This is a genomic window from Polynucleobacter sp. 30F-ANTBAC (genome assembly GCF_018882385.1).
Classification (GTDB): Bacteria; Pseudomonadota; Gammaproteobacteria; order Burkholderiales; family Burkholderiaceae; genus Polynucleobacter.
On the sequence record NZ_JACVON010000001.1, the window covers coordinates 1,126,518 to 1,151,372 of the forward strand.

40 protein-coding genes are annotated in these 24,855 nt (G+C 43.7%); 4 read left to right on the forward strand and 36 right to left on the reverse strand.

Translation table 11 applies throughout. From position 1 onward, the window contains the following. Positions 1-22: 22 nt before the first annotated feature. A complete protein-coding gene (gene cyaY, locus ICN28_RS05345; protein WP_216286933.1) occupies positions 23-397 on the reverse strand; it encodes an iron donor protein CyaY in 375 nt (124 codons plus the stop codon). 53 nt (positions 398-450) lie between these two features. Here cyaY and ICN28_RS09505 point away from each other — a divergent pair, with 53 nt between their 5' ends. Beyond that, positions 451-621, forward strand: coding sequence for a lipoprotein (locus tag ICN28_RS09505; RefSeq protein WP_255536125.1), 171 nt, complete (start codon positions 451-453; stop codon positions 619-621). Continuing rightward, complete coding sequence (gene lysA, locus ICN28_RS05350) at positions 618-1,907, forward strand: diaminopimelate decarboxylase (protein WP_216286733.1); 1,290 nt, start codon at positions 618-620, stop codon at positions 1,905-1,907. The genes ICN28_RS09505 and lysA overlap by 4 nt, the downstream gene beginning before the upstream one ends. 37 nt (positions 1,908-1,944) lie before the next feature. On the opposite strand, the gene ccsB is transcribed toward lysA, so the two are convergent. The 3 genes from ccsB to ICN28_RS05365 form a co-directional block, all read right to left on the reverse strand. Beyond that, a complete protein-coding gene (gene ccsB / locus ICN28_RS05355) occupies positions 1,945-3,135 on the reverse strand; it encodes a c-type cytochrome biogenesis protein CcsB (RefSeq protein ID WP_216286735.1) in 1,191 nt (396 codons plus the stop codon). After that, positions 3,125-5,278, reverse strand: a complete 2,154-nt coding sequence (locus tag ICN28_RS05360; protein WP_216286737.1) for a cytochrome c biogenesis protein ResB — start codon at positions 5,276-5,278, stop codon at positions 3,125-3,127. The genes ccsB and ICN28_RS05360 overlap by 11 nt, the downstream gene beginning before the upstream one ends. A gap of 76 nt (positions 5,279-5,354) precedes the next feature. Continuing rightward, on the reverse strand, positions 5,355-6,032 hold the full coding sequence (locus ICN28_RS05365; RefSeq protein WP_216286739.1) for a cytochrome c: 678 nt from the start codon (positions 6,030-6,032) through the stop codon (positions 5,355-5,357). A gap of 109 nt (positions 6,033-6,141) precedes the next feature. On the opposite strand from ICN28_RS05365, the gene yihA reads away from it, so the two are divergent. Continuing rightward, positions 6,142-6,825 (forward strand): ribosome biogenesis GTP-binding protein YihA/YsxC, encoded by a 684-nt coding sequence (yihA, locus tag ICN28_RS05370; protein WP_216286741.1) that lies wholly within the window; start codon positions 6,142-6,144, stop codon positions 6,823-6,825. An 8-nt stretch (positions 6,826-6,833) separates the two neighbouring features. Next, the gene (gene hemB / locus ICN28_RS05375) at positions 6,834-7,820 is read left to right on the forward strand and encodes a porphobilinogen synthase (RefSeq protein ID WP_216286743.1); all 987 of its coding nucleotides are present in this window, start codon (positions 6,834-6,836) and stop codon (positions 7,818-7,820) included. Between the two features lie 22 nt (positions 7,821-7,842). Here the strand turns inward: hemB and dsbD are convergent, their stop codons facing one another. From dsbD to ICN28_RS05535, 32 genes are all read right to left on the reverse strand, one after another. Beyond that, on the reverse strand, positions 7,843-9,522 hold the full coding sequence (gene dsbD / locus ICN28_RS05380) for a protein-disulfide reductase DsbD (protein WP_370626448.1): 1,680 nt from the start codon (positions 9,520-9,522) through the stop codon (positions 7,843-7,845). Beyond that, complete coding sequence (gene cutA, locus ICN28_RS05385) at positions 9,486-9,815, reverse strand: divalent-cation tolerance protein CutA (protein ID WP_216286745.1); 330 nt, start codon at positions 9,813-9,815, stop codon at positions 9,486-9,488. The genes dsbD and cutA overlap by 37 nt, the downstream gene beginning before the upstream one ends. A 64-nt stretch (positions 9,816-9,879) precedes the next feature. Beyond that, positions 9,880-10,266, reverse strand: a complete 387-nt coding sequence (gene rplQ, locus ICN28_RS05390; protein ID WP_216286746.1) for a 50S ribosomal protein L17 — start codon at positions 10,264-10,266, stop codon at positions 9,880-9,882. A gap of 18 nt (positions 10,267-10,284) precedes the next feature. Beyond that, the gene (rpoA, locus tag ICN28_RS05395) at positions 10,285-11,265 is read right to left on the reverse strand and encodes a DNA-directed RNA polymerase subunit alpha (RefSeq protein ID WP_216286747.1); all 981 of its coding nucleotides are present in this window, start codon (positions 11,263-11,265) and stop codon (positions 10,285-10,287) included. Positions 11,266-11,292: 27 nt separating this feature from the next. Continuing rightward, entirely contained in the window at positions 11,293-11,916 is a 624-nt protein-coding gene (rpsD, locus tag ICN28_RS05400; protein WP_216286748.1) for a 30S ribosomal protein S4, read from the reverse strand. Positions 11,917-12,002: 86 nt separating this feature from the next. Next, complete coding sequence (gene rpsK / locus ICN28_RS05405) at positions 12,003-12,404, reverse strand: 30S ribosomal protein S11 (protein ID WP_216286749.1); 402 nt, start codon at positions 12,402-12,404, stop codon at positions 12,003-12,005. Between the two features lie 16 nt (positions 12,405-12,420). Next, complete coding sequence (gene rpsM, locus ICN28_RS05410; protein WP_216286750.1) at positions 12,421-12,786, reverse strand: 30S ribosomal protein S13; 366 nt, start codon at positions 12,784-12,786, stop codon at positions 12,421-12,423. Between the two features lie 33 nt (positions 12,787-12,819). Beyond that, positions 12,820-12,936, reverse strand: coding sequence for a 50S ribosomal protein L36 (gene rpmJ, locus ICN28_RS05415; RefSeq protein ID WP_012357167.1), 117 nt, complete (start codon positions 12,934-12,936; stop codon positions 12,820-12,822). A 27-nt stretch (positions 12,937-12,963) separates the two neighbouring features. Continuing rightward, positions 12,964-13,182: a translation initiation factor IF-1 gene (gene infA / locus ICN28_RS05420; protein WP_088812713.1), complete on the reverse strand. Its 219-nt coding sequence runs from the start codon at positions 13,180-13,182 to the stop codon at positions 12,964-12,966. A gap of 5 nt (positions 13,183-13,187) precedes the next feature. Continuing rightward, positions 13,188-14,525, reverse strand: coding sequence for a preprotein translocase subunit SecY (gene secY / locus ICN28_RS05425; RefSeq protein WP_216286751.1), 1,338 nt, complete (start codon positions 14,523-14,525; stop codon positions 13,188-13,190). 17 nt (positions 14,526-14,542) lie between these two features. Continuing rightward, positions 14,543-14,983: a 50S ribosomal protein L15 gene (rplO, locus tag ICN28_RS05430; RefSeq protein ID WP_216286752.1), complete on the reverse strand. Its 441-nt coding sequence runs from the start codon at positions 14,981-14,983 to the stop codon at positions 14,543-14,545. A 16-nt stretch (positions 14,984-14,999) separates the two neighbouring features. Next, complete coding sequence (gene rpmD / locus ICN28_RS05435) at positions 15,000-15,182, reverse strand: 50S ribosomal protein L30 (protein WP_215287708.1); 183 nt, start codon at positions 15,180-15,182, stop codon at positions 15,000-15,002. 11 nt (positions 15,183-15,193) lie between these two features. Beyond that, entirely contained in the window at positions 15,194-15,712 is a 519-nt protein-coding gene (gene rpsE, locus ICN28_RS05440) for a 30S ribosomal protein S5 (protein WP_216286753.1), read from the reverse strand. Between the two features lie 23 nt (positions 15,713-15,735). Beyond that, positions 15,736-16,092: a 50S ribosomal protein L18 gene (gene rplR / locus ICN28_RS05445; RefSeq protein WP_216286754.1), complete on the reverse strand. Its 357-nt coding sequence runs from the start codon at positions 16,090-16,092 to the stop codon at positions 15,736-15,738. Positions 16,093-16,104: 12 nt separating this feature from the next. After that, positions 16,105-16,638, reverse strand: coding sequence for a 50S ribosomal protein L6 (gene rplF / locus ICN28_RS05450; protein ID WP_216286755.1), 534 nt, complete (start codon positions 16,636-16,638; stop codon positions 16,105-16,107). 14 nt (positions 16,639-16,652) lie between these two features. Next, positions 16,653-17,048 (reverse strand): 30S ribosomal protein S8, encoded by a 396-nt coding sequence (rpsH, locus tag ICN28_RS05455; protein WP_216286756.1) that lies wholly within the window; start codon positions 17,046-17,048, stop codon positions 16,653-16,655. Positions 17,049-17,071: 23 nt separating this feature from the next. Continuing rightward, positions 17,072-17,377 carry a 30S ribosomal protein S14 gene (gene rpsN, locus ICN28_RS05460; protein WP_216286758.1) on the reverse strand — a complete coding sequence of 102 codons (306 nt, stop codon included), beginning with the start codon at positions 17,375-17,377 and terminating at the stop codon, positions 17,072-17,074. Positions 17,378-17,386: 9 nt separating this feature from the next. Next, a complete protein-coding gene (rplE, locus tag ICN28_RS05465) occupies positions 17,387-17,929 on the reverse strand; it encodes a 50S ribosomal protein L5 (protein WP_216286760.1) in 543 nt (180 codons plus the stop codon). A gap of 17 nt (positions 17,930-17,946) precedes the next feature. Then, positions 17,947-18,255, reverse strand: coding sequence for a 50S ribosomal protein L24 (gene rplX, locus ICN28_RS05470; RefSeq protein WP_216286762.1), 309 nt, complete (start codon positions 18,253-18,255; stop codon positions 17,947-17,949). Positions 18,256-18,264: 9 nt separating this feature from the next. Continuing rightward, complete coding sequence (rplN, locus tag ICN28_RS05475) at positions 18,265-18,633, reverse strand: 50S ribosomal protein L14 (protein ID WP_088812724.1); 369 nt, start codon at positions 18,631-18,633, stop codon at positions 18,265-18,267. A gap of 179 nt (positions 18,634-18,812) precedes the next feature. Continuing rightward, positions 18,813-19,085, reverse strand: a complete 273-nt coding sequence (gene rpsQ, locus ICN28_RS05480) for a 30S ribosomal protein S17 (RefSeq protein ID WP_216286764.1) — start codon at positions 19,083-19,085, stop codon at positions 18,813-18,815. Further along, positions 19,085-19,279, reverse strand: coding sequence for a 50S ribosomal protein L29 (gene rpmC, locus ICN28_RS05485; RefSeq protein WP_088812726.1), 195 nt, complete (start codon positions 19,277-19,279; stop codon positions 19,085-19,087). Before rpmC ends, rpsQ begins: the two co-directional genes overlap by 1 nt. Positions 19,280-19,294: 15 nt before the next feature. Then, the gene (rplP, locus tag ICN28_RS05490; protein ID WP_215287696.1) at positions 19,295-19,711 is read right to left on the reverse strand and encodes a 50S ribosomal protein L16; all 417 of its coding nucleotides are present in this window, start codon (positions 19,709-19,711) and stop codon (positions 19,295-19,297) included. Positions 19,712-19,713: 2 nt separating this feature from the next. Beyond that, positions 19,714-20,526 carry a 30S ribosomal protein S3 gene (rpsC, locus tag ICN28_RS05495; protein ID WP_216286766.1) on the reverse strand — a complete coding sequence of 271 codons (813 nt, stop codon included), beginning with the start codon at positions 20,524-20,526 and terminating at the stop codon, positions 19,714-19,716. 9 nt (positions 20,527-20,535) lie between these two features. Next, positions 20,536-20,865, reverse strand: coding sequence for a 50S ribosomal protein L22 (gene rplV / locus ICN28_RS05500; RefSeq protein WP_216286767.1), 330 nt, complete (start codon positions 20,863-20,865; stop codon positions 20,536-20,538). A gap of 9 nt (positions 20,866-20,874) precedes the next feature. Continuing rightward, the gene (gene rpsS / locus ICN28_RS05505; protein WP_215287693.1) at positions 20,875-21,150 is read right to left on the reverse strand and encodes a 30S ribosomal protein S19; all 276 of its coding nucleotides are present in this window, start codon (positions 21,148-21,150) and stop codon (positions 20,875-20,877) included. Between the two features lie 18 nt (positions 21,151-21,168). Continuing rightward, positions 21,169-21,999, reverse strand: a complete 831-nt coding sequence (gene rplB, locus ICN28_RS05510) for a 50S ribosomal protein L2 (RefSeq protein WP_089514993.1) — start codon at positions 21,997-21,999, stop codon at positions 21,169-21,171. Between the two features lie 2 nt (positions 22,000-22,001). Then, on the reverse strand, positions 22,002-22,316 hold the full coding sequence (gene rplW, locus ICN28_RS05515; protein WP_216286768.1) for a 50S ribosomal protein L23: 315 nt from the start codon (positions 22,314-22,316) through the stop codon (positions 22,002-22,004). Continuing rightward, positions 22,313-22,933 (reverse strand): 50S ribosomal protein L4, encoded by a 621-nt coding sequence (rplD, locus tag ICN28_RS05520; RefSeq protein WP_216286769.1) that lies wholly within the window; start codon positions 22,931-22,933, stop codon positions 22,313-22,315. The genes rplW and rplD overlap by 4 nt, the downstream gene beginning before the upstream one ends. An 11-nt stretch (positions 22,934-22,944) precedes the next feature. Beyond that, positions 22,945-23,595, reverse strand: a complete 651-nt coding sequence (gene rplC, locus ICN28_RS05525; RefSeq protein ID WP_216286770.1) for a 50S ribosomal protein L3 — start codon at positions 23,593-23,595, stop codon at positions 22,945-22,947. Between the two features lie 138 nt (positions 23,596-23,733). Beyond that, positions 23,734-24,045: a 30S ribosomal protein S10 gene (rpsJ, locus tag ICN28_RS05530; RefSeq protein ID WP_011901899.1), complete on the reverse strand. Its 312-nt coding sequence runs from the start codon at positions 24,043-24,045 to the stop codon at positions 23,734-23,736. Between the two features lie 93 nt (positions 24,046-24,138). Continuing rightward, the coding region (locus tag ICN28_RS05535; RefSeq protein WP_255536126.1) for an EF-Tu/IF-2/RF-3 family GTPase at positions 24,139-24,855 on the reverse strand (717 nt) is incomplete at its 5' end.

Sequence of the window (24,855 nt, forward strand, 5' to 3'; positions counted from 1 at the left end):
ACCCCTCACTTAAGGGGTTGATCTAGAAACTTACTTTTAGGGTAGTTTTAGCCTGTTGACTTGCTAACCTACTCAATTCGGAAAAAAGCTCAGCACCGGTTTTAGTATCCAACCATAAAGGTGTCTCTAGCGTTCCTGCCCAACGATAATGAAAGCCACCTTCTTTTGCTGCAACCCAAATTTCTTGCAAAGGGGCCTGGGTGTTTACAACAATGACACTTTTATCTTCGAACTGAATATTGACCACATTACCCCCCTGACGAGAGATATCAAGATCCAAATCACTTGCTTGAAATGCTTCTTCTAACGACATTTCTATCGCTTTAAGGGTCTTCTCAGCAACAACATAAAAAGAAGAATCCGTTAAAGCCTCTACTATTGGTGAATTATTGTTCATAGTTTCTTTATCGACCATGCTATAGTCAGTGATCATTTTTAATCTTAATGTATATGCGTTTGATTGTATCTAGGACTTGGCTTCTTTGTGTAGCAATATCCCTGCTGGGATGCGGGATACGTGGGCCACTGACACACCCGAATATCCCCAATTTGCCGATCCCTCCGGAAAAAGCCGAACCCATGGGTAAGCAATGGCCGCCTGCAGCAACGGAGGCTAAATGAGCCTTATTCCCCAATTAAATGGCTTTTCCATTAAAAACAATAACTGGCATGCTGAAGATGTTTCATTAGCAAACATCGCTCAAGAATTTGGCACTCCCACTTATGTATACAGCAGAAAAGCTCTGACGGATGCTTTTAATGCTTATGAAGCTGCCTGCCTTAGACCTAATGGAGACAGACGTGCTCGCGTGCATTACGCCATGAAGGCTAATAGCAATCTAGCCATCTTGAATGTATTTGCAAAATTAGGAGCTGGTTTTGATATTGTGAGTGCAGGTGAACTCGCCAGAGTTCTTGCTGCAGGAGGGTCGCCAGACAAAGTCGTGTTTTCCGGTGTAGGTAAAAGCAAGGCTGAAATGGTTGCAGCCCTTCAGGCCGGCGTGAAGTGTTTCAATTTGGAGTCAATTCCTGAGTTAACTCGATTGAATGAGGTTGCTGGAAGCTTGGGCATCAAAGCTCGCATTTCTCTTCGCGTTAATCCGGATGTTGACCCAAAAACTCATCCTTATATTTCTACTGGTTTAAAAGGTAATAAGTTTGGTATTGCCTATGATGATGTGATTGCCACCTACCAAGCTGCGGCGAAGATGCCCTTTTGTGAAATTGTTGGCATTGACTGCCACATTGGCTCACAAATTACAGAAATTAGTCCCTACTTGGATGCTTTAGATCGTGTCTTACACCTGATCACAGCCTTAAATGGTGTTGGCATCAAAATTCGACACCTGGATATTGGTGGTGGACTTGGCATTAGTTATACCAATGAAACGCCGCCAGCAATTACTGATTTTGCTAACACTCTTCTCAACCATATTGAAGCCAAAGGTTACGGTCACTTAGAGGTGTTATTCGAACCGGGTCGTTCATTAGTTGGTAACGCTGGTTTGCTATTAACAACCATTGAATATCTAAAACCCGGTGAAACAAAAAACTTTTGCATCGTGGATGCGGCCATGAATGATTTGATGCGTCCTGCGATGTACGAGGCTTATCATGCTATCGTTTCAATCAATGATAAGAGTGCATCGCCTGAAGTAACGTATGACATTGTTGGTCCTATATGTGAATCAGGCGACTGGCTGGGTCGAGATCGACCATTAAAAGTTGCGCAAGGTGATCAGTTAGCCATTCTTTCTGCAGGCGCATACGGCTTTACCATGAGCTCCAATTACAACACTCGAGGACGTGCAGCAGAAGTGATGGTGGATGGTTCAACAGTTCACTTAATTCGTGAACGCGAATCTATCGAGAGTCTTTTTGCTAATGAGAAAATTCTACCTGCCTAGTCTCTCTTAATAGACCAAGCAGGTAGCTAAATACTTCTTACAAGCTGCCGTAGCTATGCAAACCTGATAAGAACATATTCACGCCAATGAAAGCAAAGGTGGTTACAAATAAACCAACTAATGCCCACCAAGCAGCGACAATACCTCTTAAGCCCTTCATGAGGCGCATGTGCAACCAAGCGGCGTAATTCAGCCAAACAATTAGAGCCCAAGTTTCCTTAGGATCCCAACTCCAGTAACCACCCCAAGCCTCAGCAGCCCAAAGCGCGCCTAAGATGGTCGCGATGGTGAAGAATGCAAAACCAACAGCAATTGATTTATACATCACATCATCTAAAAGCTCTAAGCTTGGCAAACGATCAGCCAAATAATTTTTAGACTTTAAAATGTACGCTATAGCCACCATAGCCGCTAATGCAAAAGTACCATAACCAATAAAGTTTGCTGGCACATGGATTTTCATCCACCAGCTTTGTAAAGCAGGTACTAGCGGTTGAATTTGATGTGCATCTCGAGTCACGCTATACCAAAGGATAAAAGCAACAGCAGCCAAAATAATCCAAAGAACAAAAGCACCTAAAGCTACAGACTTATAACGAGCCTCGTAATACAAGTGATATATGGCTGTAATTAAACAGAAAAGAATGAAAACTTCATAAAGATTTGAGATAGGAATATGGCCAATATCAATTCCCATTAAATAGGACTCATACCAACGTACAAGCATGCCAGCCAAACCAAAATAAACTGCTGCCCATGAAAGCTTTGACGCTGCAGGCCCCATGGTATTTGATCGAAGAGCCAGTCCCAATGTATAGAAGAAGGTGCTCAATGCAAAAAATACACTCATCCACAGAATCGCAGATTGACTTGAAAGCATGTACTTCAGGAAGAAAGCTTGTTCAGCTCTTGCTAACGAACCACCTTCAGGCGTCTGATAGAAATAGATCGCTATAAAAGTTAAGATGGTTGAGCCAATCATTAAATTTCGTAATGGCGACCATGCCCAGCCAAGAAATGCTAAAACAGGTACCGAGCAAAACAAAATAATTTCTTCGTAGCTATCCATATAGGCAGAAAATTTCATTTCAGCAAAAATAGCTCCCGCAGCCAGAGCCAGGGCGAATACATAATCACCCCACTTTAATGACTTTAAGCCATCAGTAATGCTCTGTAGCAAAGACTGAACCAAACCGCCTTTGACTGAACTGACATATTTAGTTTCCATGATTTAAATCTTCCTGATACTTGTTGAATTCTTTTTCAAAATCGAGTGTCTTGCGCGAGGTTGACATGGCAAAAAGATTTTTACCATTACCCAAGCTTCTGACCCAAATTCGGCGCTCAGGCAAATAAAACATTGCAAAGATACCTAATACCAATAATAAACAACCAAAGTAAACCATGTTCTTACCAGGGGATCTGGTTACCTGAAAGACACTGGCCTTAACCTCTTCAAATGAGTCTAACTGAAACGTTAACGGCGCCGGATAAAAATTAGCATCCGACAAAGCTGATGTTGCAGCCTGAATAAACCTCTGACTCTTTTCATCTTGTTTAGCTGCAGGTAAATTTAATTGAGCTCGGGCTTCTTGCCATAACTCCCAAACAACACCATTGAGCACTTTCAAAATAACTTCTGCTGCTTTTTCACGCTCAACTTCAGGGACAGCGCGATCAATGAAAGAACCAAGCGCTACAAAACCGCCTGGTGACACGCCGGTTTCTTCAGCCTGTTTAATTGCAAACTCACTAGCCCCTGCAAATAATTCAATGGATCGAATTGCGCTCTCTCTTAATTGAGAAACAGCTTGAGGAGAAGATCCAAAACCTGTTTGCTGACTCAGCACTTGTGTAAAACGTTGAACCGCTCTCTGTCGTGCGCCTTGGTCTTGTAAAAGAGTTCTAAGGGTTAACCACTCATTCAAACTGAAGTTGTCATCTGCAGGAATGCGGAGGTATTTAAATTCTTCTGCGGCACTTTCTCTTACGCCCAGCATAAACATAGGCATACCATTTAAGAAAAGTGGCTGCATATAGTTACTAAACTCACGCGCCTGGCCTGATGCATCACGAAGCTTATATTGGACTGAGGGGCCCACGTTCTTTAAATCAGCGGTCTTGCTTGTTTTAGCGCCCGAACCTAAACGGTTATTAAATGCTTGTGCTAGGCCAGCATCCGCTTTCTGTGTTGCAACCCCTCTGACATCAACCTCTCCAGATGCGTTGGCAATGTTCTCCACATTGGTTGGTCTAAACCCAACAAACTCAAGTGAATAACTGGTGCCATTATTAGATTTCAGAGCAGTACTTTGGCCAACTTCGCCACTGACAATGAAACTCGATTTAACAGAGTCTATTGACCCTTGAATCGGATAAGCCCTTAGCTTTAGTTTTGAACCGCCATCTTCAAAGCTAGATTGATAGATAGCAACGCCACGGTGAATCAGCGGTTCATTAACCTTAATCTTGGCCTCAACTTCTTTCCCCGTGTCTAAATCTTTGATTAAGACTTCGCTCATGAAGAGTTTGGGCATACCTGTACTGTAGTACTCAACATGGAATTTTTTAAGTGATACAGAAAAGGGCAACTCTTGAATAATGCTACCACTCGTTGCGCTTAATAGTGCAGTAGCACTCGTTGCACCTTCTGGTACAAAAATATTCGCACGATAACTTGGATTGCTGGCGCTTAACTTGTGCTCACTAGGAATATCTGAAATCAACATCCCTTGAGTATTCGCTGGCAAGATACTCTTACCACCAAACCAAATTTGTCCTCTGGTGAAAAGGTCGCCATCTAACAAGCCACCTAAGCAAATAAAAACAATGGCGCTATGAGCGAATATATATCCCCACTTACTAGCGGCTCCTTTTTTGGCCATCACTTTGGAATGGTCATCGGCTATTAAAGTTTTTACAGAATAACCATCTTTAACTAATCGATCGGCAATAACCGATGCGGCAGCAGGGTGATCCAGCTTTGTTGAATACTCAAAATGGTGATGGAGCGCTCTTAATCCGCCCTCTTGAACATGTTCTTTCCATGCGCGAACATCTGCCAACATTTTGGGCGCATTGCGCACCACACAAAATGAAACTGATACCACTAAAAACGCTAAGATTAATAAAAACCACCATGCAGTGTAGACAGCGAACAATCCCAAGCCATTAAAAATTTCAGCCCAAAATGGTCCAAATTGATTGACGTAATTCGCATAGGGTTCACTCTGCTTAATGACTGTGCCAATCATGCTGGCAATTGAAATTATCGTCAGTAATGCGATGGCAAATCGCATCGATGATAAGAGCTCGACGCTTGCTCGTGTAAAACGCTGAAATACGCTGCTATCTGATGTAAAAATGCTCATACCCTCATCTAAAAAAATAAAGCCCACAAACTAAGTTCATGGGCCCTTCTTTTAGAAAAAACTTAAAGAAGTTTTATTAACGCAAGCCGGCGATATAGTCTGCTACTGCTTTGATTTCAACATCAGACATTCTAGATGCAATCGCACTCATCTGCACGCTGTTCTTCCGCTCACCTGAACGGTATGCAATTAACTGTGCCTCTGTGTATTCTGGCCACTGACCAGAGATCCGTGGGTACTGTGCTGGAATACCTGAGCCATTAGGGCTATGACACCCTGCGCACGCTGCTACAGACTTTGATGCGATACCACCACGGTATATTTTTTGACCCAACTCAATAGTTGCTTTGTTCTTAGCAGTACCAACGCCAGGCGTTTGTTTTTCTAAATAAGCGCCAAGGTCGGCCATGTCTTCATCACTGAGAAGGGCCGCAAATGCACCCATAATGGCGTTAGGACGATCTTTTGCACCCTTGTAGTCTTTTAACTGTTTCACTATGTAACTGGCATGCTGACCAGCCAACTTCGGATAGGCTGCTGCGCCACTATTACCACCGGAACCGTGGCAACTCACACAAGCAACCACACCTCTCTTGGCATCACCGCTGTTATATAGAGCTTCACCCTTAGCAGCATCAGGGGCTGCCTTAGTCGGCGCCTTAGCTGGCGGCTCAGCTGCAAAGCTAGCAACCGCAAAAGATAGGCCTAAAGTAATCAATAAAGTCTTTAATGTGACTGAAATTGTTTGACGCATGTGCATTCACCTTATGTATATGATGCAAAAGATTAAAAATCTTTATTTTTAATTAAACAACTAATTATCAACGAGAGATTTTACAATAGGTCTAACCTTTTAAACACCTATGTCTACCTTACACCAAGCACAATTTCTAATTACGATTAACCATTTGGTTGATCTTCCTACCTGGGATATCCCGGAAGTAGCCTTTGCTGGGCGCTCCAATGCGGGTAAATCAACGGCTATTAATGTCCTTTGCCAGCAAAATAGGCTCGCATTTGCCAGCAAAACTCCAGGAAGAACGCAACATATCAACTTTTTCGGCATTTTAACGAAAGATAAGACCAATTTAGCCAATTTAGTCGACTTACCTGGATATGGCTACGCTCAGGTTGACCTTAAAACAAAAGCTCACTGGAATAATTTACTCTCAACGTATCTACAAACCCGCCCAAACCTAAAGGGCATGGTTTTGATCATGGATTCCAGAAGAGGCATGACTGACCTTGATCAACAAATGATTGAGTGGTTTACTCCAACTGGCAGACCAATTCATGTTTTGTTAACTAAATGTGACAAGCTCAATCAGTCTGAAGGTCGCTTGGCTCTGAAAAAATTACAGAATAAGCTCAAAGAACTCAATCCTCACGGCCCTTATACCGCTCAACTATTTTCAAGCACCAAACGCATTGGCTTAGTTGAAGCTGATTCAATAGTGGCTGAATGGTTGGGCATTGAAGCGTCACTGGCTCATACCAGCAATGAAAATCGTATCTCCAAAAACCTAAAACCCCAACTTTCTTCATAAGGTTTTATATGCAACTATTCCATCGTCCTCGCAGATTACGTAAAACTGATTGGTCACGTCGACTCGTTCAAGAAAATAATTTAAGCAGTAATGATTTTATTTATCCGGTTTTTTTACTTGAAGGAAAAGGTCGCAAGGAAGAAGTGGCATCAATGCCTGGAGTAAGTCGCGTTTCACTGGATTTGTTATTGCCGATTGCAGAGGAGTGCGTTCAATTAGGCATTCCTGTCATGGCTTTATTTCCAGTCATTAGTGGTGACCTTAAGACTGCAGATGGCAAGGAAGCATTTAATGCCAACGGCTTAATTCCTAATGCTGTAAAAGAATTAAAAAAACGTTTTCCAAACTTAGGCATCATGACAGACATTGCACTTGATCCTTATACAAGTCACGGTCAAGACGGCATTATTGATAATGATGGCTATGTGATCAATGATGTCACTGTTGATGCACTCGTTAAACAAGCCTTAACTCACGCTCAGGCTGGCGTCGATATGGTTGCCCCTTCAGATATGATGGATGGACGAATTGCTGCGATACGTGATGCTCTTGAAGCACACGGCTTTATTCATACTCAAATCATGGCGTACTCAGCAAAATATGCGTCCGCCTTCTACGGCCCGTTTAGAGATGCAGTCGGCTCGGCCGGCAATCTTGGCAAAGGCAATAAAAAAACTTATCAAATGGATCCAGCCAACTCCAATGAGGCGATTCGTGAAGTGGCTTTAGATATTGAAGAGGGGGCGGATATGGTGATGGTGAAGCCAGGCATGCCTTACCTTGACATTGTTAAGCGCGTAAAAGACGAGCTGGGTCACCCTACTTTTGCGTACCAAGTTAGCGGTGAATATGCCATGATCAAAGCGGCGGCCATCAACGGCTGGATTGATGGTGATGCTGTCATGATGGAATCTCTACTGGCATTCAAGCGTGCTGGTGCGGATGGCATTTTGACGTATTTCGCTAGAGATGCCGCACGCATACTCAATCAGTAAGGGCTCACAGCCTTTGTAGGCCTTACTCTAATCGTTCTATAAAACGCTCTGGCTTCATAAAGCCTATAACTCTCTTTGAAATCAGCTCTTGGCCTTGTTGATCAAAGAATAGAATCGCTGGCGGTCCAAATAGACCATAGTGTTTAAGTATGACTTGTTGATCCGCGGTGTTCTTTGTCATATCCACTTGAATTAATTGGTAAGACCTTAACTTCTTTGATACGGTAGCATCATTGAATGTCAAAACTTCCATCTCTTTACAGGTCACACACCAGTCCGCATAAAAATCCAACATAACCGTTTGATTATTTTCTTTTGCTAATTTCAAGGCCGTATCTAATTCACGACTAGTTTTCACGACATTAAAAACCAAGCCTGATGAAAGTTGGTGAGTTGCGTCGTTCCTTGGCACAGAGCCATTTAAGAATACTGGCGAAACAACCCATACCGCCAATAAAACCAAAAGCACACCAAATATCTTTTGCACCATCAACATCCATGAGCCAGCCTTGGGTAATAAACCTTTTGCACCGACCGCAAATAACATCAATGGGAAGCCCATTCCTAACGCCATGACAAACAATAAGAGTCCGCCCAATGGAACAGAGCCAGTATGCGCAATAAAAGCTAAGACTCCTGCAAGTGGCGCAGTCACACAAGGGCTCGCAATGAGTGTTGATATGGCACCAAGTAAAAATGCACCAAGCAGGCTTCCACCCTCTTGCTTGCCAGCAACCTTATCAATCTTATTGTGGAGTGACTGAGGTAAGCGCAGCTCATAAAAACCAAATAAACTCGCCGCGAGAGCTAACAACATGAATGCAAATGCACCAAGTACCCATGGATTTTGTAGGTACGATTGAATATTGGAACCCAATGCAGCGGTGGCCATTCCAGCCAAGCTATACATCAGAGCCATGCCTAAGACATAGATTGCTGCGAGTGATGTTGCTCGAACTTTTGAAATATTTTGGTGCTGATTATTTTTTGAACCAAATACAACGCTCGACATAATTGGCAACATTGGCAAAACGCATGGTGTTAATGCCATAGCCAATCCCAGAATAAAAAATGCTCCAATTAAAACGAATGGTGAAATACTCATCAAAAGTTTTGATAGCTCTCCAACATCATCTCTAGCTGCCCATAAATCACTCAAGCCACCTGACTGAACAGCAAGCTCTGAAAAATCTTCGGGAGGTACTCCCTCAACGACAACATTGGGAGCAGAGAGCGTGAAATTTAACTGCATGGGTGGATAACAAATTCCCTTGTCCGCGCAACCTTGCAACTCGATTTGCAATAAAAAACCCGTGCTCATTTGCTCGCGATCGATTGGCAAAGTGATTTGGAAAGGATGGGGGTATGTTTCTAATTCTTTGCCAAAGTTCTCATCAAATTTAACTTTTCCTTTTGGAAGCAAAGGTTGACCTAGAGCAGTGTCTATTTTCGGCCTAAGCAATTTAAATTTAATTGATTCCTTGTAAACGTAATAACCATTCTCTGGTTTCACTGTTACTAACACGCTCGCATCTTCTTGTGTTTGAGCAACAACCTTGAATGCCTTTTCTGGGGGAAGAAAGTCCACTGCTATAGCTATGCTACTCATTGCGAACAAATTCGCTAACCCAATCAACCCTACTAGAAATATTTTTTTAATGGTTCTCATGAGGATGCTCCACATGCTTGACTTGCAATCCATTGCGCATATGTTTCGGATGTATCGTCTAGCTTAATTGCCACGATCTCAGGAACCTCATATGAATGGCTTACTTTAATAAATGTCTTGAGTGCTTCTTTTTTGGCTTCAACTGTTTTAATGTGAACTGGAAATTCTGTTGTAGTCTCGAGCACGCCTTTCCATTCGTATATTGATGTGCATGACTCTTGAATCTGTACGCAAGCTCCCAATTGATTCTCAATAATTCTGCTGGCCATATCAATGGCTTCTTCCCTCGTCGGGAACGTCGTTATTACCAGGTAAATTGACTCCATAACTGATTATCCACCAAACAAAAAAGCCTGGCATAACCAGGCTTTTTTATAAGTCTTTCTGAGATTACTCTGCAGAAGGAGCTTCTGTTACTTCTGGACGATCTAAAAGCTCAACTAAAGCCATAGGCGCATTGTCACCAACGCGGAAGCCAAACTTAAGAATACGTAAGTAGCCGCCTGGGCGAGTAGCAAAACGTGGTCCTAGTTCTGTAAATAATTTAGTAACCATTTCGCGATCGCGTAAACGATCAAATGCTAAACGGCGGTTAGCTAAATTATCTTTTTTACCTAAAGTAATGAGCGGCTCAACTACACGACGCAACTCTTTAGCCTTAGGCAAAGTTGTTTTAATAACCTCATGTTGCAACAATGAATTAGACATGTTGCGCAACATCGCTAAACGATGTGAGGATGTACGATTTAATTTACGAAGTCCGTTTCCGTGACGCATGGTGGCTCTTCCTTTCTATTATTTCTCAAGACCTGCAGGAGGCCAGTTATCTAGCTTCATGCCCAAGGTCAGACCGCGAGCGGCCAAGACATCTTTAATTTCATTCAATGATTTACGGCCAAGATTTGGAGTCTTTAACAACTCGTTTTCTGTGCGCTGAATGAGATCGCCGATGTAGTAAATGTTTTCAGCTTTCAAGCAATTTGCTGAACGAACTGTTAACTCTAAATCATCCACTGGACGCATTAACATTGGATCAACAGCTGGTGAGCGGCTTGGAGCTGCATCGCCAGTAGCTTGTGTGCCTTCGAGTTGTGCAAACACAACCAATTGATCAACCAAGATGCTGGCTGATTGACGAATTGCTTCTTCAGGAGTTAACACACCATTAGTTTCAATTGTCATTACCAAACGGTCTAAGTCTGTACGTTGTTCAACACGAGCTGACTCAACAGCATAACTAACGCGACGTACCGGGCTAAATGATGCATCTAGAACAATACTACCGATAGTCTTTGAAGACTCGTCTTGGTACTTACGTACATTACCTGGCACATATCCGCGACCTTTTTCAACTTTGATCTGGATATCCAATTTACCGTTAGCGGATAAATTAGCAATCACGTGATCTGGGTTGATAATTTCAACGTCATGTGACAATTCAATATCTTTTGCTGTAACAACGCCAGCACCTTCTTTACGTAATGTTAAAAGTACTTCATCACGCTGTTGTAGTTTAAAAACAATACCTTTGAGGTTCAAAAGTAGGTTAACAACGTCTTCTTGAACGCCGTCAATTGTTGAATACTCATGAACAACGCCAGCAATGCTGACTTCTGTTGGAGCACAACCTACCATGGACGACAAAAGCACACGACGCAAGGCATTACCCAAGGTATGGCCGTAACCGCGTTCAAACGGCTCCATAACAACTTTCGCTTGGTTCTCTGCAAGCACTTCGACAGAAATAATTTTCGGCTTCAGTAGTGTGTTTTGCATATATTTATTCCTTAAGAGGGCGACACATTAACGTGAGTAAAGTTCGACGATCAAGCTTTCATTGATATCACCACCGATATCATCACGATCGGGAGCTTGCTTGAATGTGCCTTCTAATTTAGCAGCGTCTACTGAAACCCAGCTGATATCACCAGACTGAGCAACTAGACCTAAAGACTCTTGAATACGAGTTTGTTTTTTAGCTTTTTCACGAATTGCAATAACGTCTCCAGGACGAACTTGCATTGAAGGAATGTTTGCAACATTACCATTCAACAAAATTGCTTTGTGAGAAACTAACTGACGAGCTTCAGCACGTGTTGAGCCAAAACCCATACGATAAACAACGTTATCTAAACGAGATTCCAATAAAGACAAAAGGTTTTCACCAGTATTGCCTTTACGACGCTCTGCTTCAGCAAAATAGCGACGGAATTGACGCTCTAAAACGCCATAGATACGTTTAACCTTTTGCTTTTCACGCAATTGGTTACCGTAGTCAGATGTACGCGAACCTGATGTGCGTCCATGTTGACCAGGCTTAGTATCAAGCTTGCATTTATCAGATAAAGAGCGACGTGTGCTCTTTAAGAATAGATCGGTACCTTCCCGACGAGATAGTTTGGCCTTAGGGCCTATGTAACGTGCCACGTTTGCTTCCTTTCTTTGCCTTCAGTTCGAAAACCGATGGTGAGTCCACCCTATACGAGCGATGGACGGTGGTCTTGATTAAAAAATTAGATACGACGACGCTTTGGAGGACGGCAGCCGTTATGCGGAACTGGAGTCACATCCTGAATCTCAGTGATCTTGATGCCTAAAGCATTCAAAGCTCGCACTGCTGATTCACGACCAGGGCCTGGGCCTTTGATCTCAACAGATAAGTTCTTAATTCCACACTCAATCGCTGCACGGCCAGCAACTTCTGCTGCTACCTGTGCTGCAAATGGTGTCGATTTACGAGAACCTTTAAAACCTTGGCCACCTGAAGTCGCCCATGACAACGCATTGCCTTGGCGATCCGTGATAGTCACGATCGTGTTATTGAATGATGCATGAACGTGTGCAATACCGTCAGCAATATTCTTTTTAACTTTTTTACGGGCGCGAGCCGCGTTGTTTTGTTGTGGTTTTGCCATTGTCAGCTCTTCCTAATTATTTCTTAAGTGCAATACCGGCCTTACGAGGGCCTTTGCGTGTACGAGCATTAGTACGTGTGCGTTGACCGCGCATTGGCAAGCCTTTGCGATGACGAAGACCACGATAGCAACCTAAATCCATTAGGCGCTTAATGTTCATCGTCACTTCACGACGCAAATCACCTTCTACAGTGAATCTGCCAACTTCTTCACGAAGTTTTTCTAAATCTGCATCACTAAGATCTTTTACTTTCTTATCAATAGCAACACCAGAAGCATCGCAAATCTTGCGAGCCAATGAGTTACCAATGCCAAAAATAGCAGTTAGACCGATGACGGTATGTTGGTGGTTGGGGATATTGACCCCGGCGATACGTGCCATGTAACTTTCCTCTTTTTTGAGACGGCTGCTTTATTAACCCTGACGCTGCTTGTGACGAGCATCTGATGAACAGATAACTCTTACCACGCGCTTGCGCTTAATGATCTTACAGTTGCGGCAGATACACTTAACAGATGCCAAAACTTTCATAATTAACCTCTTCTATACAATTAGTTACTACTTCGCGCGGAAAACAATACGCGCTTTTGACAAGTCATAGGGTGTGAGCTCCACTGTGACTTTGTCACCAGGAAGAATGCGAATATAGTGCATACGCATTTTTCCTGAGATATGTCCCAATACCACATGACCGTTTTCTAACTTCACACGGAACATGGCATTCGGTAAATTTTCTACAATCTCACCAGCCATTTGAATGACATCATCTTTTGCCATATAGCTTATGAGTTACCCATTTTGAAGTTGGCTTTCTTCAATAGTGAATCATATTGTTGTTGCATCATGTAAGACTGAACTTGAGCCATGAAGTCCATAGTTACAACCACAATAATTAATAGGGATGTACCACCAAAGTAGAACGGAACATTCCAACGTAAAACTAAGAACTCAGGCAACAAGCACACCAAAACCATGTACGCTGCACCCATCAAAGTTAAACGAGTCAAAATCTTATCAATGTAGCGAGCTGTTTGGTCACCAGGACGAATTCCAGGAACAAAGGCACCACTCTTCTTTAAGTTATCAGCTGTCTCTCTACTATTGAATACCATCGCTGTGTAGAAGAAACAGAAGAAAATAATTGCTAACATGTACATCAAGATGTAAACGGGTTGACCCGGGGCCAAAGTCGCTGCTAAATCTTTAACAAACAAAGTTACTGGGTTTGTAGTTTCGCCGGCTGTAAACCATCCTGCAATTGTTGCGGGAAATAAAATAATTGATGAGGCAAAAATTGGAGGAATAACACCAGCCATATTTAACTTCAACGGTAGATGGGAAGATTGACCACCATAAACCTTGTTGCCTACTTGGCGCTTGGCGTAGTTCACCAAAACACGACGCTGACCACGCTCAACAAACACCACAAAATACGTCACTGCCGCAACAATCACAACAATTAACATTGCTGATAATGTGCTCATTGATCCAGTGCGAACCAATTCAAATAAACCACCTAAAGCGCTTGGCAATCCCGCAGCAATACCACCGAAAATAATAATTGAAATGCCATTACCTAAACCACGCTCTGTAATTTGTTCACCAAGCCACATCAAGAACATTGTTCCTGTTACCAATGTAACAACAGTGTTCAATCTAAATAAGAAACTTGGGTCAATTACTAAACCTGGTTGGGCCTCTAACGCAATGGCAATACCAAAAGCTTGGAATGTGGCAAGTACCAATGTGCCATAGCGAGTGTATTGCGTTATTTTTCTTTGACCAGCTTGACCATCTTTTTTAATTGCTTCTAAAGTTGGTACAACAATCGTCATTAATTGCATGATGATTGAAGCTGAAATGTAAGGCATGATACCCAAAGCAAAGACAGAAAATCTTGATAACGCCCCACCTGAAAACAGGTTAAACATTCCTAAAATACCGCCACTTTGACTATCGAACAATTGTGCTAACTGGTCTGGATCAATTCCTGGAACAGGAATATGCGTACCAATGCGATATACCACCAAAGCCAGAACCAAAAAGATCAAGCGGCGACGTAAGTCGCCAAACTTGCTTCCTGACTTCAAGCTAGATAGGTTGGTAGATGCGTTGGCCATATTTCTTTAGCTAAACCTTAAGCAGCTTCAACAAATTTGCCGCCAGCAGCTTCAATAGCAGCTTTCGCGCCAGCAGTTGCTAACAAACCACGAACTGTAATAGCTGTTGTTAGCTCACCAGTTTTAATGATCTTGACGCACTTAATCAAGCCAGAAATTAATCCGCTTTTCTTTAATGCAACCAAATCAACTTCTGCCAAGCCAAGCTTTTGTAGATCTGTCAAAGTTACTTGACCATCGAACTGTTTGCTAAGTGACACGAAGCCACGCTTTGGCAAACGACGATACAAAGGCATTTGACCGCCCTCGAAACCAACTTTGTGGAAGCCACCAGAACGAGATTTCTGACCCTTGTGACCACGACCTGCAGTTTTACCTAAACCTGAACCAATGCCGCGACCTACGCGACGCTTAGCATGCTTAGCACCTTCTGCTGGTTTAATTTTATTGAGTTCCATAATCTATCCCTAAGTATTACTTGATTACTTTAACCAAGTAAGAGACTTTATTAATCATGCCGCGAACTGCTGGCGTGTCTTGCAATTCAGAAACAGAGTTCACGCGACGTAAGCCTAAGCCACGAACAGTTGCGCGATGATCTTCACGAGTTGCGATTAAGCTTCGTACTAATTGAATTTTTACTGTGCTCATATTTATTTTCCTGGCGATTAACCTAGGATCTCCTCTACAGACTTACCGCGCTTCGCTGCGATTTCTGAAGGTGTGCTCATCTTGCGTAAGCCATCCAAAGTTGCACGAACCATGTTGTAAGGGTTTGTTGAACCAAGAGATTTTGCAACCACGTTAGTTACGCCCATTACATCAAAAACAGCACGCATTGGGCCGCCAGCAATCACGCCAGTACCTTCTTTTGCCGGAGAGATCAAAACGCGTGATGCGCCATGCTCACCAACAACTGTATGCTGCAATGTGCCGCTACGTAATGAAACCTTGAACATCTTGCGACGTGCTTCGTCCATTGCTTTTTGTACGGCAACTGGCACTTCTTTTGACTTGCCCTTACCCATACCGATACCGCCATCACCGTCACCAACTACTGTTAGTGCAGCAAAACCGAGAATACGACCACCTTTAACAACTTTGGTCACTCGGTTAACAGCGATCATCTTTTCACGTAGACCATCATCACGCTCTTCAGATTGAATTTTATTTTGCATCTTTGCCATAATATTTCCTTGAGCCTCTGCGATCAGAACTTAAGACCGGCTTCACGCGCAGCCTCTGCCAACGCTTTCACGCGGCCATGGTATCGGAAACCAGCACGGTCAAATGCTACTTCAGTAACACCTGCCTTGATGGCGCGTTCAGCGATTGTTTTACCAATTTGCTGAGCTGCAGCACTGTTGCCACCATTGCCATTCAATGCTTTTTTAATATCCACTTCCATAGTAGAAGCTGAAGCAAGAACTTTGGTGCCACATGGGCTGAAAAGCTGAGCAAAAATATGCTGATTCGAGCGATAAATCGTCAAGCGATGAGCCAACTGTTCCGCAATTCTGATGCGGGTTTGGCGTGCGCGGCGAACTCGTGTTTCGTTTTTGTTCATATCTAACCCCGATTACTTCTTCTTGGTTTCTTTGAGGCGAACTACTTCATCTACATAGCGAACACCCTTGCCTTTATAAGGCTCTGGTGGACGGTATGCGCGAACTTCAGCAGCTACCTGGCCAACTTGCTGCTTGTTGGCACCCTTAATAATGATCTCAGTTTGTGATGGAGTTTCTGCCTTAACACCTTCTGGCAAATCATGAATCACATCATGTGAGAAACCTAATTGCAACTTTAATGCGTTACCTTGAACAGATGCACGATAACCAACGCCAACCAAGCTAAGCTTGCGCTCAAAGCCAGTTGTAACGCCTTTAACCATGTTACTTACCAATGCACGTGTTGTACCTGATAAAGCATTTGATTCTGCAGACTCATCTTTACACACAACCTGCAAAACACCTTCGTTTTGCTGCAATCCAACCAATGGATGCAATGTGTGTGACAAGCTACCCAAAGGACCCTTAATGGTTACTTGGTTTGCAGCGATTTGTACATCAGCACCTTTTGGTAACTCAATAGGGCTTTTACCGACTCTAGACATCTTCGTTCCCCCTATTAAGCTACGTAGCAGATGACTTCGCCACCCACGCCAATGGCGCGAGCTTTACGATCTGTCATCACGCCTTGTGGCGTTGAAATAATTGCAACACCTAGACCATCCAAAACCTTTGGAATGTCATGGCGACCTTTGTAAATACGAAGGCCTGGTGTTGAAACGCGTTGAATGCGCTCAATAACTGGACGGCCTGCGTAGTACTTAAGGCTGATATTTAATACAGGTTTAGCCGCTTCTCCAGCAATTTCAAAGCTATCGATATAACCTTCGTCTTTTAAGACGTTAGCAATCGCTACTTTGAGCTTAGATGAAGGCATGACAACGTTAGTCTTCTGCACCGCTTGCGCGTTACGAATTCTCGTCAGCATGTCGGCGATTGGATCGCTGATACTCATGTGTTCTCCTAATCTTTCGCCGCTTACCAGCTGGCCTTGGTTACACCAGGGATCTCGCCACGGAAGGCGATTTCACGGATTTTGCTACGGGCCAAGCCGAACTTGCGGAACGTGCCGCGTGGACGGCCAGTTAATGCACAGCGATTACGCTGGCGAGTTGGACTTGCGTTACGTGGAAGCTGCTGTAATTTCAAACGAGCTTCATAACGTTCTTCATCGCTCTTAGAGACGTCATCAATAATCGCCTTTAACTCTGCACGCTTAGCAGCGTACTTTGCGACAGTCTTGGTGCGCTTCTTTTCGCGTTCAATCAATGCTAATTTAGCCACGATGACCTCTTAATTGCGGAATGGGAATTTAAACGCTGCTAACAAAGCTTTAGCTTCATCATCAGTTTTAGCGGTAGTGGTAATGCTGATATTTAAACCACGAAGTGAATCGATCTTGTCGTATTCAATTTCAGGGAAAATAATCTGCTCTTTAACACCAATATTGTAGTTTCCACGACCGTCGAAAGCCTTACCAGAAATACCGCGGAAGTCGCGTACACGTGGCAATGCAACCGTAATAAAACGATCTAAGAATTCATACATAACTTGACCACGCAATGTGACCATTGCACCAATTGGGTAGCCTTGACGGATTTTGAAACCCGCAATAGCTTTACGCGCTTTGGTTACAACAGGCTTTTGACCAGCAATCTTTGTTAGATCACCAACCGCATGCTCAATAACTTTTTTATCATTAACCGCTTCACCCAAACCCATATTTAATGTGATTTTTGTGATGCGCGGCACTTCCATAACAGACTTGTAGCCGAACTGCTTCATTAGATCAGCTGCAACTTTGTCTTTGTAGAAGCTTTGTAAACGTGTTGACATATTTAGTTATCCTCGTCTTAGGCTGCTACGATAGCGCCAGTTGTCTTGAGGTAGCGAACCTTTTTGCCGTCAGCTTCTTTGATGCCAACGCGTGAAGGTTTGCCGTTTGCGTCAACCAAAGCAACGTTTGATACAGCGATAGGCATTGTCTTATCAACAACGCCGCCTGTTGTACCAGCAGCTGGGTTTGGTTTAACGTTCTTCTTGTATACGTTAACGCCTTCAACGAGTAATTTACCCTCGAGAATTTGCGTCACAGTACCTTTTTTACCTTTGTCACGACCAGTAGTTACTACCACTTGATCGCCTTTACGAATCTTGTTCATATCGACCCTTTAAATAACTTCTGGCGCGAGAGAAACGATTTTCATGAAGCGTTCAGTACGCAATTCGCGTGTTACTGGCCCGAAAATACGTGTACCAATTGGCTCTAATTTTGCGTTAAGCAAAACGGCTGCATTGGAATCAAATTTAATAAGTGAGCCGTCAGGACGGCGAACACCCTTGGCAGTACGAACTACCACGGCGTTATATATGTCACCTTTTTTAACACGTCCACGCGGAGCGGCGTCTTTAACCGTCACTTTAATAATGTCACCAATGCTGGCGTAACGGCGTTTTGAACCGCCGAGCACCTTGATGCACAATACTTCGCGGGCACCGGTGTTATCGGCAACCTCTAGTCTGCTTTCAGTTTGAATCATCTTTTTATCCCCAACTTGAGCGCCATAGGCAATCAGTCTTGGTTCCGTTGAGGGACCTCATCTTGCGACTTTAGCCCCGGATTTATACTACTGAATCAATTTCTTTCCACACACGATCCTGGAAAGCCCTCTACTATAACAGGCTCGCAATTTGTTTGCAAGCCTGTTTTCTTAGTTTTTTAGATGCCTTTAGAAGCTTCTACTAAACGTGTTACTACCCAAGACTTGCTTCTTGAAATTGGCTTTGATTCTGCAATTTCAACTGTATCGCCGTCTTTGAATTGGTTAGCTTCATCGTGAGCATGGTATTTCTTTGATTTAGCAACATATTTGCCGTACAAAGGATGCTTAACGCGACGCTCAACCAACACTGTTACCGTTTTTTGCATCTTGTCGCTAACAACACGACCGATCAATGTGCGGCGTAATGGTTTTTTTGTAGTTTCAGTCATTATTTTTGGCTCGCTTTCTGGGCAATAACAGTTTTCACACGAGCAATATCGCGCTTTACTTTGCCAAGTTGGCTAGTATCTGAAAGTTGCTGTGTACCCTTTTGCATACGCAATTTAAATTGGGCTTTGAGCAATTCAGATAACTCATTATTTAAAGAGTTAACGTCTTTAGCGTTTAAATCGGAAGCTTTCATTTTGTCCCGTCCAGATTAGGCGCCAATTTGGCGCACAACAAATGTAGTTTGAATAGGCAACTTAGCAGCAGCAAGTCTAAAAGCCTCGCGCGCCAATACTTCGTCAACACCATCCATCTCGTATAACACTTTACCTGGCTGGATTTCAGCTACGTAGTACTCTGGGTTACCTTTACCGTTACCCATACGAACTTCTGCAGGTTTTTGTGAAATTGGCTTATCTGGGAAAATACGGATCCAGATACGACCGCCACGTTTAATATGACGAGTCATTGCACGACGAGCAGCTTCAATTTGGCGTGCAGTCAAACGACCACGACCAACTGCTTTTAAACCAAAGTCACCAAAAGACACGCTGCTTCCACGAGTGGCAACACCTGTGTTGCGGCCTTTTTGTTCCTTACGGTACTTACGACGTTTTGGTTGCAACATAATTATTCTCCAGCCTTCTCAGCAGGCTTAGTTACTTTGCGCACGCGTTTTACGGCTGGCTTAGCATCACCTGCTGGCTTATCTCCATCTTCCTTGGCTTTACGTGGTGCACGTGTGCCTGGACGACGAGCTTTTTTCTCTTGGTCTGCTTCTGGTGAAGCAGGCGCCACTGCGTTTACATCTGTGCGACCCAATGTGTCACCTTTGTAAACCCAAACTTTTACACCGATAATGCCGTATGTTGTTTCAGCCTCTGAAGTAGCGTAATCAATATCAGCCTTCAATGTATGAAGAGGTACTCGACCTTCACGATACCATTCAGTACGAGCAATTTCAGCACCATTCAAGCGACCTGCACTCATAATCTTGATACCTTGAGCACCAAGACGCATAGCACTTTGCATTGCACGCTTCATAGCACGACGGAACATGATACGTTTTTCAAGCTGCTGTGTAATTGAGTCAGCGATTAACTGAGCATCAACTTCTGGCTTACGAATTTCTTCGATATTAACGTGAACTGGAACACCCATGCGCTTTTGCAACTCTTTGCGCAATACTTCAATGTCTTCACCTTTTTTACCAATCACAACACCTGGACGTGAGCTATAAATAGTGATTTTTGCGTTCTTAGCAGGACGCTCAATAATTACTTTGCTCACTGATGCGTTTTTCAATTTCTTCTTAAGGTAGCTACGTACTTCAACGTCTTCTTGCAACATTTTTGCAAAGTCGTTGCTGTTGGCATACCAGCGTGAAGTCCAGTTACGGCTTACCGAGAGACGAAATCCGGTTGGATGTATTTTCTGACCCATGTCTCTTCCTTAGTTGCTCAAAGTCACAGTAATGTGACAAGTTTGCTTTTCAATTTTGTTGCCACGACCCTTAGCACGAGCAGTAAAACGCTTGAGCGAAGTTGCCTTATCTACTGTGACAGCCTTTACCTTGAGCTCATCAATGTCAGCACCTGAGTTGTGCTCCGCGTTAGCGACAGCAGACTCAACTACTTTCTTCATAATGAACGCAGCCTTTTTAGGGCTAAATGCTAGGATGTTCAAAGCGCGCGCAATTGGCAATCCACGAATTTGGTCAGCAACCAAACGTGTTTTTTGCGCTGAAATGCGGGCGCTGCGGTGAATAGCTTTAGATTCCATATCGTCCTCTTACTTCTTCGCTTTTTTATCGGCCGCATGACCTTTAAACGTGCGCGTTAGCGCAAACTCACCAAGCTTATGTCCAACCATGTTCTCAGTAATGTACACAGGTACATGCTGACGACCATTATGAACGGCGATTGTGAGACCAATGAAGTCAGGGAGAATGGTCGAACGGCGTGACCATGTCTTGATAGGCTTCTTATCTTTGTTGGCAACTGCTGTTTCAACCTTTTTAACAAGGCTGACTTCGCAGAATGGACCTTTTTTAGCTGAGCGCGTCATGTCTATTTCCTTATTCTATTAGCGCTTTTGACGACGTTGAGCAATCATGCTTGTCGTACGCTTATTGCGGCGTGTTCTGTAACCCTTAGTTGGTGTGCCCCATGGAGATACTGGAACGCGACCTTCACCTGTACGACCTTCACCACCACCATGTGGGTGATCGACTGGGTTCATTGCAACACCACGAACTGTTGGACGAATACCGCGCCAGCGATTTGCACCAGCTTTACCGATTTGACGTAGGCTATGCTCTTCATTGCCTACTTCACCAATCGTTGCACGACATTCAATATGTACACGACGAACTTCACCAGAGCGCAAACGCACCTGACCGTATACACCTTCACGAGCTAGAAGCACTGCTGAACCGCCAGCAGTACGAACCATTTGAGCACCTTTACCTGGCAACATTTCCACACAGTGAATCGTGCTACCAACTGGGATATTTCTCAATGGCAAGTTGTTTCCAACTTTAATAGGAGCCTCAGAACCGCTCATGATGGCCTGACCAACTACTGCACCTTTAGGAGCAATAATGTAGCGACGCTCACCATCTGCAAATAGCAATAGAGCCAAGTTTGCAGTACGGTTTGGATCGTATTCTAGGCGTTCAATTTTCGCTGGAATACCATCTTTATCATTACGCTTAAAGTCAACAACACGGTAGTGATGCTTATGACCACCACCCTTATGGCGTGTAGTGATATGACCGTTGTTGTTACGACCTGATTTTTGGTGTTGTGGCTCTAACAAACCAGCAAAAGGTTTACCCTTGTGCAGGTCTGGATTGACCACTTTCACCATTGAACGACGTCCTGGTGACGTCGGTTTGGTTTTCATTAGCGGCATAATTAATTTGCCTCCGCTTCAAAGTTGATTTCTTGACCAGGCTTCAAACAAACATAAGCCTTCTTCGTGTGGTTGCGGCGACCCTCAAAACGGCCAAAGCGCTTTGCTTTACCTTTTTGATTTACAACCTGCACTGATTCAACCTGCACTTTGAATAACAATTCAACAGCAGCTTTGATTTCTAACTTGTTAGCATCGCGCATAACTTGGAAAACCACTTGCTCATTCTTTTCAGCAACCATTGTTGCTTTTTCTGAAATCACTGGGCCAACCAAAACCTGCATTAAACGATGGTCATTTTTACGTGTAGCGATCATTTGAGCATCTCCTCAATTTGAGCAACAGCTGACTTAAGGATCAACACTTTTTGGAAGTGAATCAATGAAAGCGGATCTGCATGCTGCGCTTCAACCACACCAACTTTATGCAAGTTACGTGAAGCCAAATATAGATTCTCATCAACCTTATCAGCAATGATAAGAACTGATTCCAAACCCATTGCTTTAACTTTTTCAGCTAACAACTTTGTTTTTGGAGCGTCAACTGTGAAGCTCTCAACGATGTTAAGACGACCCTCACGAGCCAACTGAGACAATATAGAACGCATACCTGCGCGATACATTTTCTTGTTAACTTTTTGTGAAAAATTCTCTTCAGGTGAGTTAGGGAATATACGACCACCCCCGCGCCACAATGGTGAAGATGACATACCAGCACGAGCACGGCCCGTACCTTTTTGACGCCAAGGTTTCTTGGTTGTATGTTTAACTTGTTCACGGTCTTTTTGAGCACGGTTACCGCTACGAGCGTTGGCTTGATAAGCAACAACGATCTGGTGAACCAATGCTTCGTTATATTCACGCTCGAAAACTTCTGGAGAAGCAGTTACGCCTGCACCCAGTTTTCCGTCAGCTTGTAGGAGCTTTAATTCCATGTGCGCGCTCCTTATTTAGCAGCAGCAGTTTTAACTGCTGGAGTGATGATGACTTTGCCGCCGCGAGAACCTGGAATTGCGCCTTTGATCAAGAGCAATTTGCGTTCTGCGTCAATACGAGCAACTTCAAGATTTTGAACGGTACGAGTCACGTCACCTAAGTGACCTGTCATACGCTTACCTGGGAAAACACGACCCGGATCCTGAGCCATACCAATAGAGCCAGGAACGTTATGAGAACGTGAGTTACCGTGCGATGCACGACCAGATGAAAAGTGGTAACGCTTGATGGTACCGGCGTAACCTTTACCAATCGTTGTACCTTGCACGTCAACCTTTTGACCAACTGCAAATGTATCAAGACCAATAATGTCGCCAACCTTAAGCTCACCAGCTTTAGCTGCGTCAATGCGGAATTCGTTAAGAGCGTTACCTGCTAATACACCTGCTTTTGCAAAGTGACCAGCTTGTGGTTTTACAACGCGTGAAGCACGGCGAGTTCCGAATGCTAACTGAACAGCTGTATAGCCATCAGTTTCCTCAGTTTTAACTTGCGCAATGCGGTTATCGCTTACATCGATAACTGTGACCGGTACAGCATCACCCTCTTCTGTGAAGAGGCGGGTCATGCCGACCTTACGGCCGATCAAGCCTAGGCTCATATTAATACTCCAATGCTGACTACGATTGGCCAGCGGAAATTTATAAATAGTACTTTTTTAACTACTTTTCCCAGATATTTCTGGGAAGCCTGCTATTGTAGCGCCTTTTTTTTAGCCCTGCAATAGCAGTTTTTACAATTATTGAAGCTTAATTTCGACATCCACACCAGCTGGAAGATCTAATTTCATCAATGCATCAACAGTTTTTTCTGTTGGATCAACAATATCCATCAAACGCAAATGCGTGCGGATCTCTAATTGATCACGAGAAGTCTTGTTAACGTGTGGTGAACGTAGAATGTCAAAACGCTCAATACGTGTTGGCAAAGGTACTGGACCCTTAACAACAGCACCTGTACGTTTTGCTGTGTCTACGATTTCAGCAGCTGACTGGTCGATCAAACGATAGTCAAAAGCTTTTAATCTAATACGAATTTTCTGATTTTGCATTTTTTATCCTAAAGAGCAGTGCGATGTTGTCGCGATATAACTAAAGAGCGCGGTGGCACGCAACATTCGCGCCACCGTTTTCTGCAAAACTAATTATTCTAAAACTTTAGCAACAACACCAGCACCAACAGTACGACCGCCTTCACGGATCGCAAAACGGAGACCTTCTTCCATCGCAATCGGAGCAATCAACTTCACTGTAATAGTCACGTTATCACCAGGCATCACCATCTCTTTGTCTTTCGGCAATTCGATTGAACCTGTTACGTCCGTTGTACGGAAGTAAAACTGTGGACGGTAGTTGTTGAAGAATGGTGTGTGACGACCACCTTCGTCTTTGCTCAACACATACACTTCAGCTGTGAAGTGTGTATGTGGCGTAATAGAACCTGGCTTAGCCAATACTTGACCACGCTCAACCTCTTCACGCTTTGTACCGCGCAACAAGATACCCACGTTGTCACCAGCTTGACCTTGGTCTAACAACTTACGGAACATCTCTACGCCAGTACATGTTGTCTTCAATGTTGGCTTGATACCGATAATTTCGATCTCTTCACCAACCTTAACGATACCGCGCTCAATACGACCAGTCACAACAGTACCGCGACCAGAGATTGAGAACACGTCTTCAACAGGCATCAAGAACGCGCCATCAACTGCACGCTCTGGTGTTGGGATGTATGTGTCAAGAGCTTCAGCCAATTGCATGATCGCTTCTTCACCCAAAGCACCTTTGTCGCCTTCAAGCGCCAACTTTGCTGAACCTTTAACGATTGGTGTGTCATCACCAGGGAAGTCGTACTTAGA

What these genes read in the sequence shown, in the direction of transcription:
- rpsJ (WP_011901899.1), bottom strand. Translation starts at nt 24,045, where the DNA reads ATGCAAAATCAGAAAATTCGTATTAGATTAAAAGCTTTTGACTATCGT.
- rplD (WP_216286769.1), bottom strand. Translation starts at nt 22,933, where the DNA reads ATGGAATTAAAGCTCCTACAAGCTGACGGAAAACTGGGTGCAGGCGTA.
- rpoA (WP_216286747.1), bottom strand. Translation starts at nt 11,265, where the DNA reads ATGCAAAACACACTACTGAAGCCGAAAATTATTTCTGTCGAAGTGCTT.
- rpsQ (WP_216286764.1), bottom strand. Translation starts at nt 19,085, where the DNA reads ATGACTGAAACTACAAAAAAACCATTACGCCGCACATTGATCGGTCGT.
- rplE (WP_216286760.1), bottom strand. Translation starts at nt 17,929, where the DNA reads ATGTCAACACGTTTACAAAGCTTCTACAAAGACAAAGTTGCAGCTGAT.
- rplR (WP_216286754.1), bottom strand. Translation starts at nt 16,092, where the DNA reads ATGAACAAAAACGAAACACGAGTTCGCCGCGCACGCCAAACCCGCATC.
- cyaY (WP_216286933.1), bottom strand. Translation starts at nt 397, where the DNA reads ATGAACAATAATTCACCAATAGTAGAGGCTTTAACGGATTCTTCTTTT.
- rplV (WP_216286767.1), bottom strand. Translation starts at nt 20,865, where the DNA reads ATGGAATCTAAAGCTATTCACCGCAGCGCCCGCATTTCAGCGCAAAAA.
- rpsK (WP_216286749.1), bottom strand. Translation starts at nt 12,404, where the DNA reads ATGGCAAAACCACAACAAAACAACGCGGCTCGCGCCCGTAAAAAAGTT.
- rpsM (WP_216286750.1), bottom strand. Translation starts at nt 12,786, where the DNA reads ATGGCACGTATCGCCGGGGTCAATATCCCCAACCACCAACATACCGTC.
- rplF (WP_216286755.1), bottom strand. Translation starts at nt 16,638, where the DNA reads ATGTCTAGAGTCGGTAAAAGCCCTATTGAGTTACCAAAAGGTGCTGAT.
- ICN28_RS05365 (WP_216286739.1), bottom strand. Translation starts at nt 6,032, where the DNA reads ATGCGTCAAACAATTTCAGTCACATTAAAGACTTTATTGATTACTTTA.
- dsbD (WP_370626448.1), bottom strand. Translation starts at nt 9,522, where the DNA reads ATGGATTGCAAGTCAAGCATGTGGAGCATCCTCATGAGAACCATTAAA.
- rplB (WP_089514993.1), bottom strand. Translation starts at nt 21,999, where the DNA reads ATGCCGCTAATGAAAACCAAACCGACGTCACCAGGACGTCGTTCAATG.
- rplQ (WP_216286746.1), bottom strand. Translation starts at nt 10,266, where the DNA reads ATGCGTCACGGAAACGGACTTCGTAAATTAAATCGTACATCCTCACAT.
- rpsC (WP_216286766.1), bottom strand. Translation starts at nt 20,526, where the DNA reads ATGGGTCAGAAAATACATCCAACCGGATTTCGTCTCTCGGTAAGCCGT.
- rplC (WP_216286770.1), bottom strand. Translation starts at nt 23,595, where the DNA reads ATGAGCCTAGGCTTGATCGGCCGTAAGGTCGGCATGACCCGCCTCTTC.
- infA (WP_088812713.1), bottom strand. Translation starts at nt 13,182, where the DNA reads ATGGCAAAAGATGATGTCATTCAAATGGCTGGTGAGATTGTAGAAAAT.
- ICN28_RS09505 (WP_255536125.1), top strand. Translation starts at nt 451, where the DNA reads ATGCGTTTGATTGTATCTAGGACTTGGCTTCTTTGTGTAGCAATATCC.
- cutA (WP_216286745.1), bottom strand. Translation starts at nt 9,815, where the DNA reads ATGGAGTCAATTTACCTGGTAATAACGACGTTCCCGACGAGGGAAGAA.
- rplW (WP_216286768.1), bottom strand. Translation starts at nt 22,316, where the DNA reads ATGATCGCTACACGTAAAAATGACCATCGTTTAATGCAGGTTTTGGTT.
- rpsH (WP_216286756.1), bottom strand. Translation starts at nt 17,048, where the DNA reads ATGAGTATCAGCGATCCAATCGCCGACATGCTGACGAGAATTCGTAAC.
- rplX (WP_216286762.1), bottom strand. Translation starts at nt 18,255, where the DNA reads ATGAACAAGATTCGTAAAGGCGATCAAGTGGTAGTAACTACTGGTCGT.
- ICN28_RS05360 (WP_216286737.1), bottom strand. Translation starts at nt 5,278, where the DNA reads ATGAGCATTTTTACATCAGATAGCAGCGTATTTCAGCGTTTTACACGA.
- rpmC (WP_088812726.1), bottom strand. Translation starts at nt 19,279, where the DNA reads ATGAAAGCTTCCGATTTAAACGCTAAAGACGTTAACTCTTTAAATAAT.
- hemB (WP_216286743.1), top strand. Translation starts at nt 6,834, where the DNA reads ATGCAACTATTCCATCGTCCTCGCAGATTACGTAAAACTGATTGGTCA.
- secY (WP_216286751.1), bottom strand. Translation starts at nt 14,525, where the DNA reads ATGGCCAACGCATCTACCAACCTATCTAGCTTGAAGTCAGGAAGCAAG.
- rpmJ (WP_012357167.1), bottom strand. Translation starts at nt 12,936, where the DNA reads ATGAAAGTTTTGGCATCTGTTAAGTGTATCTGCCGCAACTGTAAGATC.
- ccsB (WP_216286735.1), bottom strand. Translation starts at nt 3,135, where the DNA reads ATGGAAACTAAATATGTCAGTTCAGTCAAAGGCGGTTTGGTTCAGTCT.
- rplN (WP_088812724.1), bottom strand. Translation starts at nt 18,633, where the DNA reads ATGATTCAAACTGAAAGCAGACTAGAGGTTGCCGATAACACCGGTGCC.
- rplO (WP_216286752.1), bottom strand. Translation starts at nt 14,983, where the DNA reads ATGGAACTCAATAAAATTAAACCAGCAGAAGGTGCTAAGCATGCTAAG.
- yihA (WP_216286741.1), top strand. Translation starts at nt 6,142, where the DNA reads ATGTCTACCTTACACCAAGCACAATTTCTAATTACGATTAACCATTTG.
- rpsE (WP_216286753.1), bottom strand. Translation starts at nt 15,712, where the DNA reads ATGGCAAAGATGCAAAATAAAATTCAATCTGAAGAGCGTGATGATGGT.
- lysA (WP_216286733.1), top strand. Translation starts at nt 618, where the DNA reads ATGAGCCTTATTCCCCAATTAAATGGCTTTTCCATTAAAAACAATAAC.
- rpsS (WP_215287693.1), bottom strand. Translation starts at nt 21,150, where the DNA reads ATGACGCGCTCAGCTAAAAAAGGTCCATTCTGCGAAGTCAGCCTTGTT.
- rplP (WP_215287696.1), bottom strand. Translation starts at nt 19,711, where the DNA reads ATGTTGCAACCAAAACGTCGTAAGTACCGTAAGGAACAAAAAGGCCGC.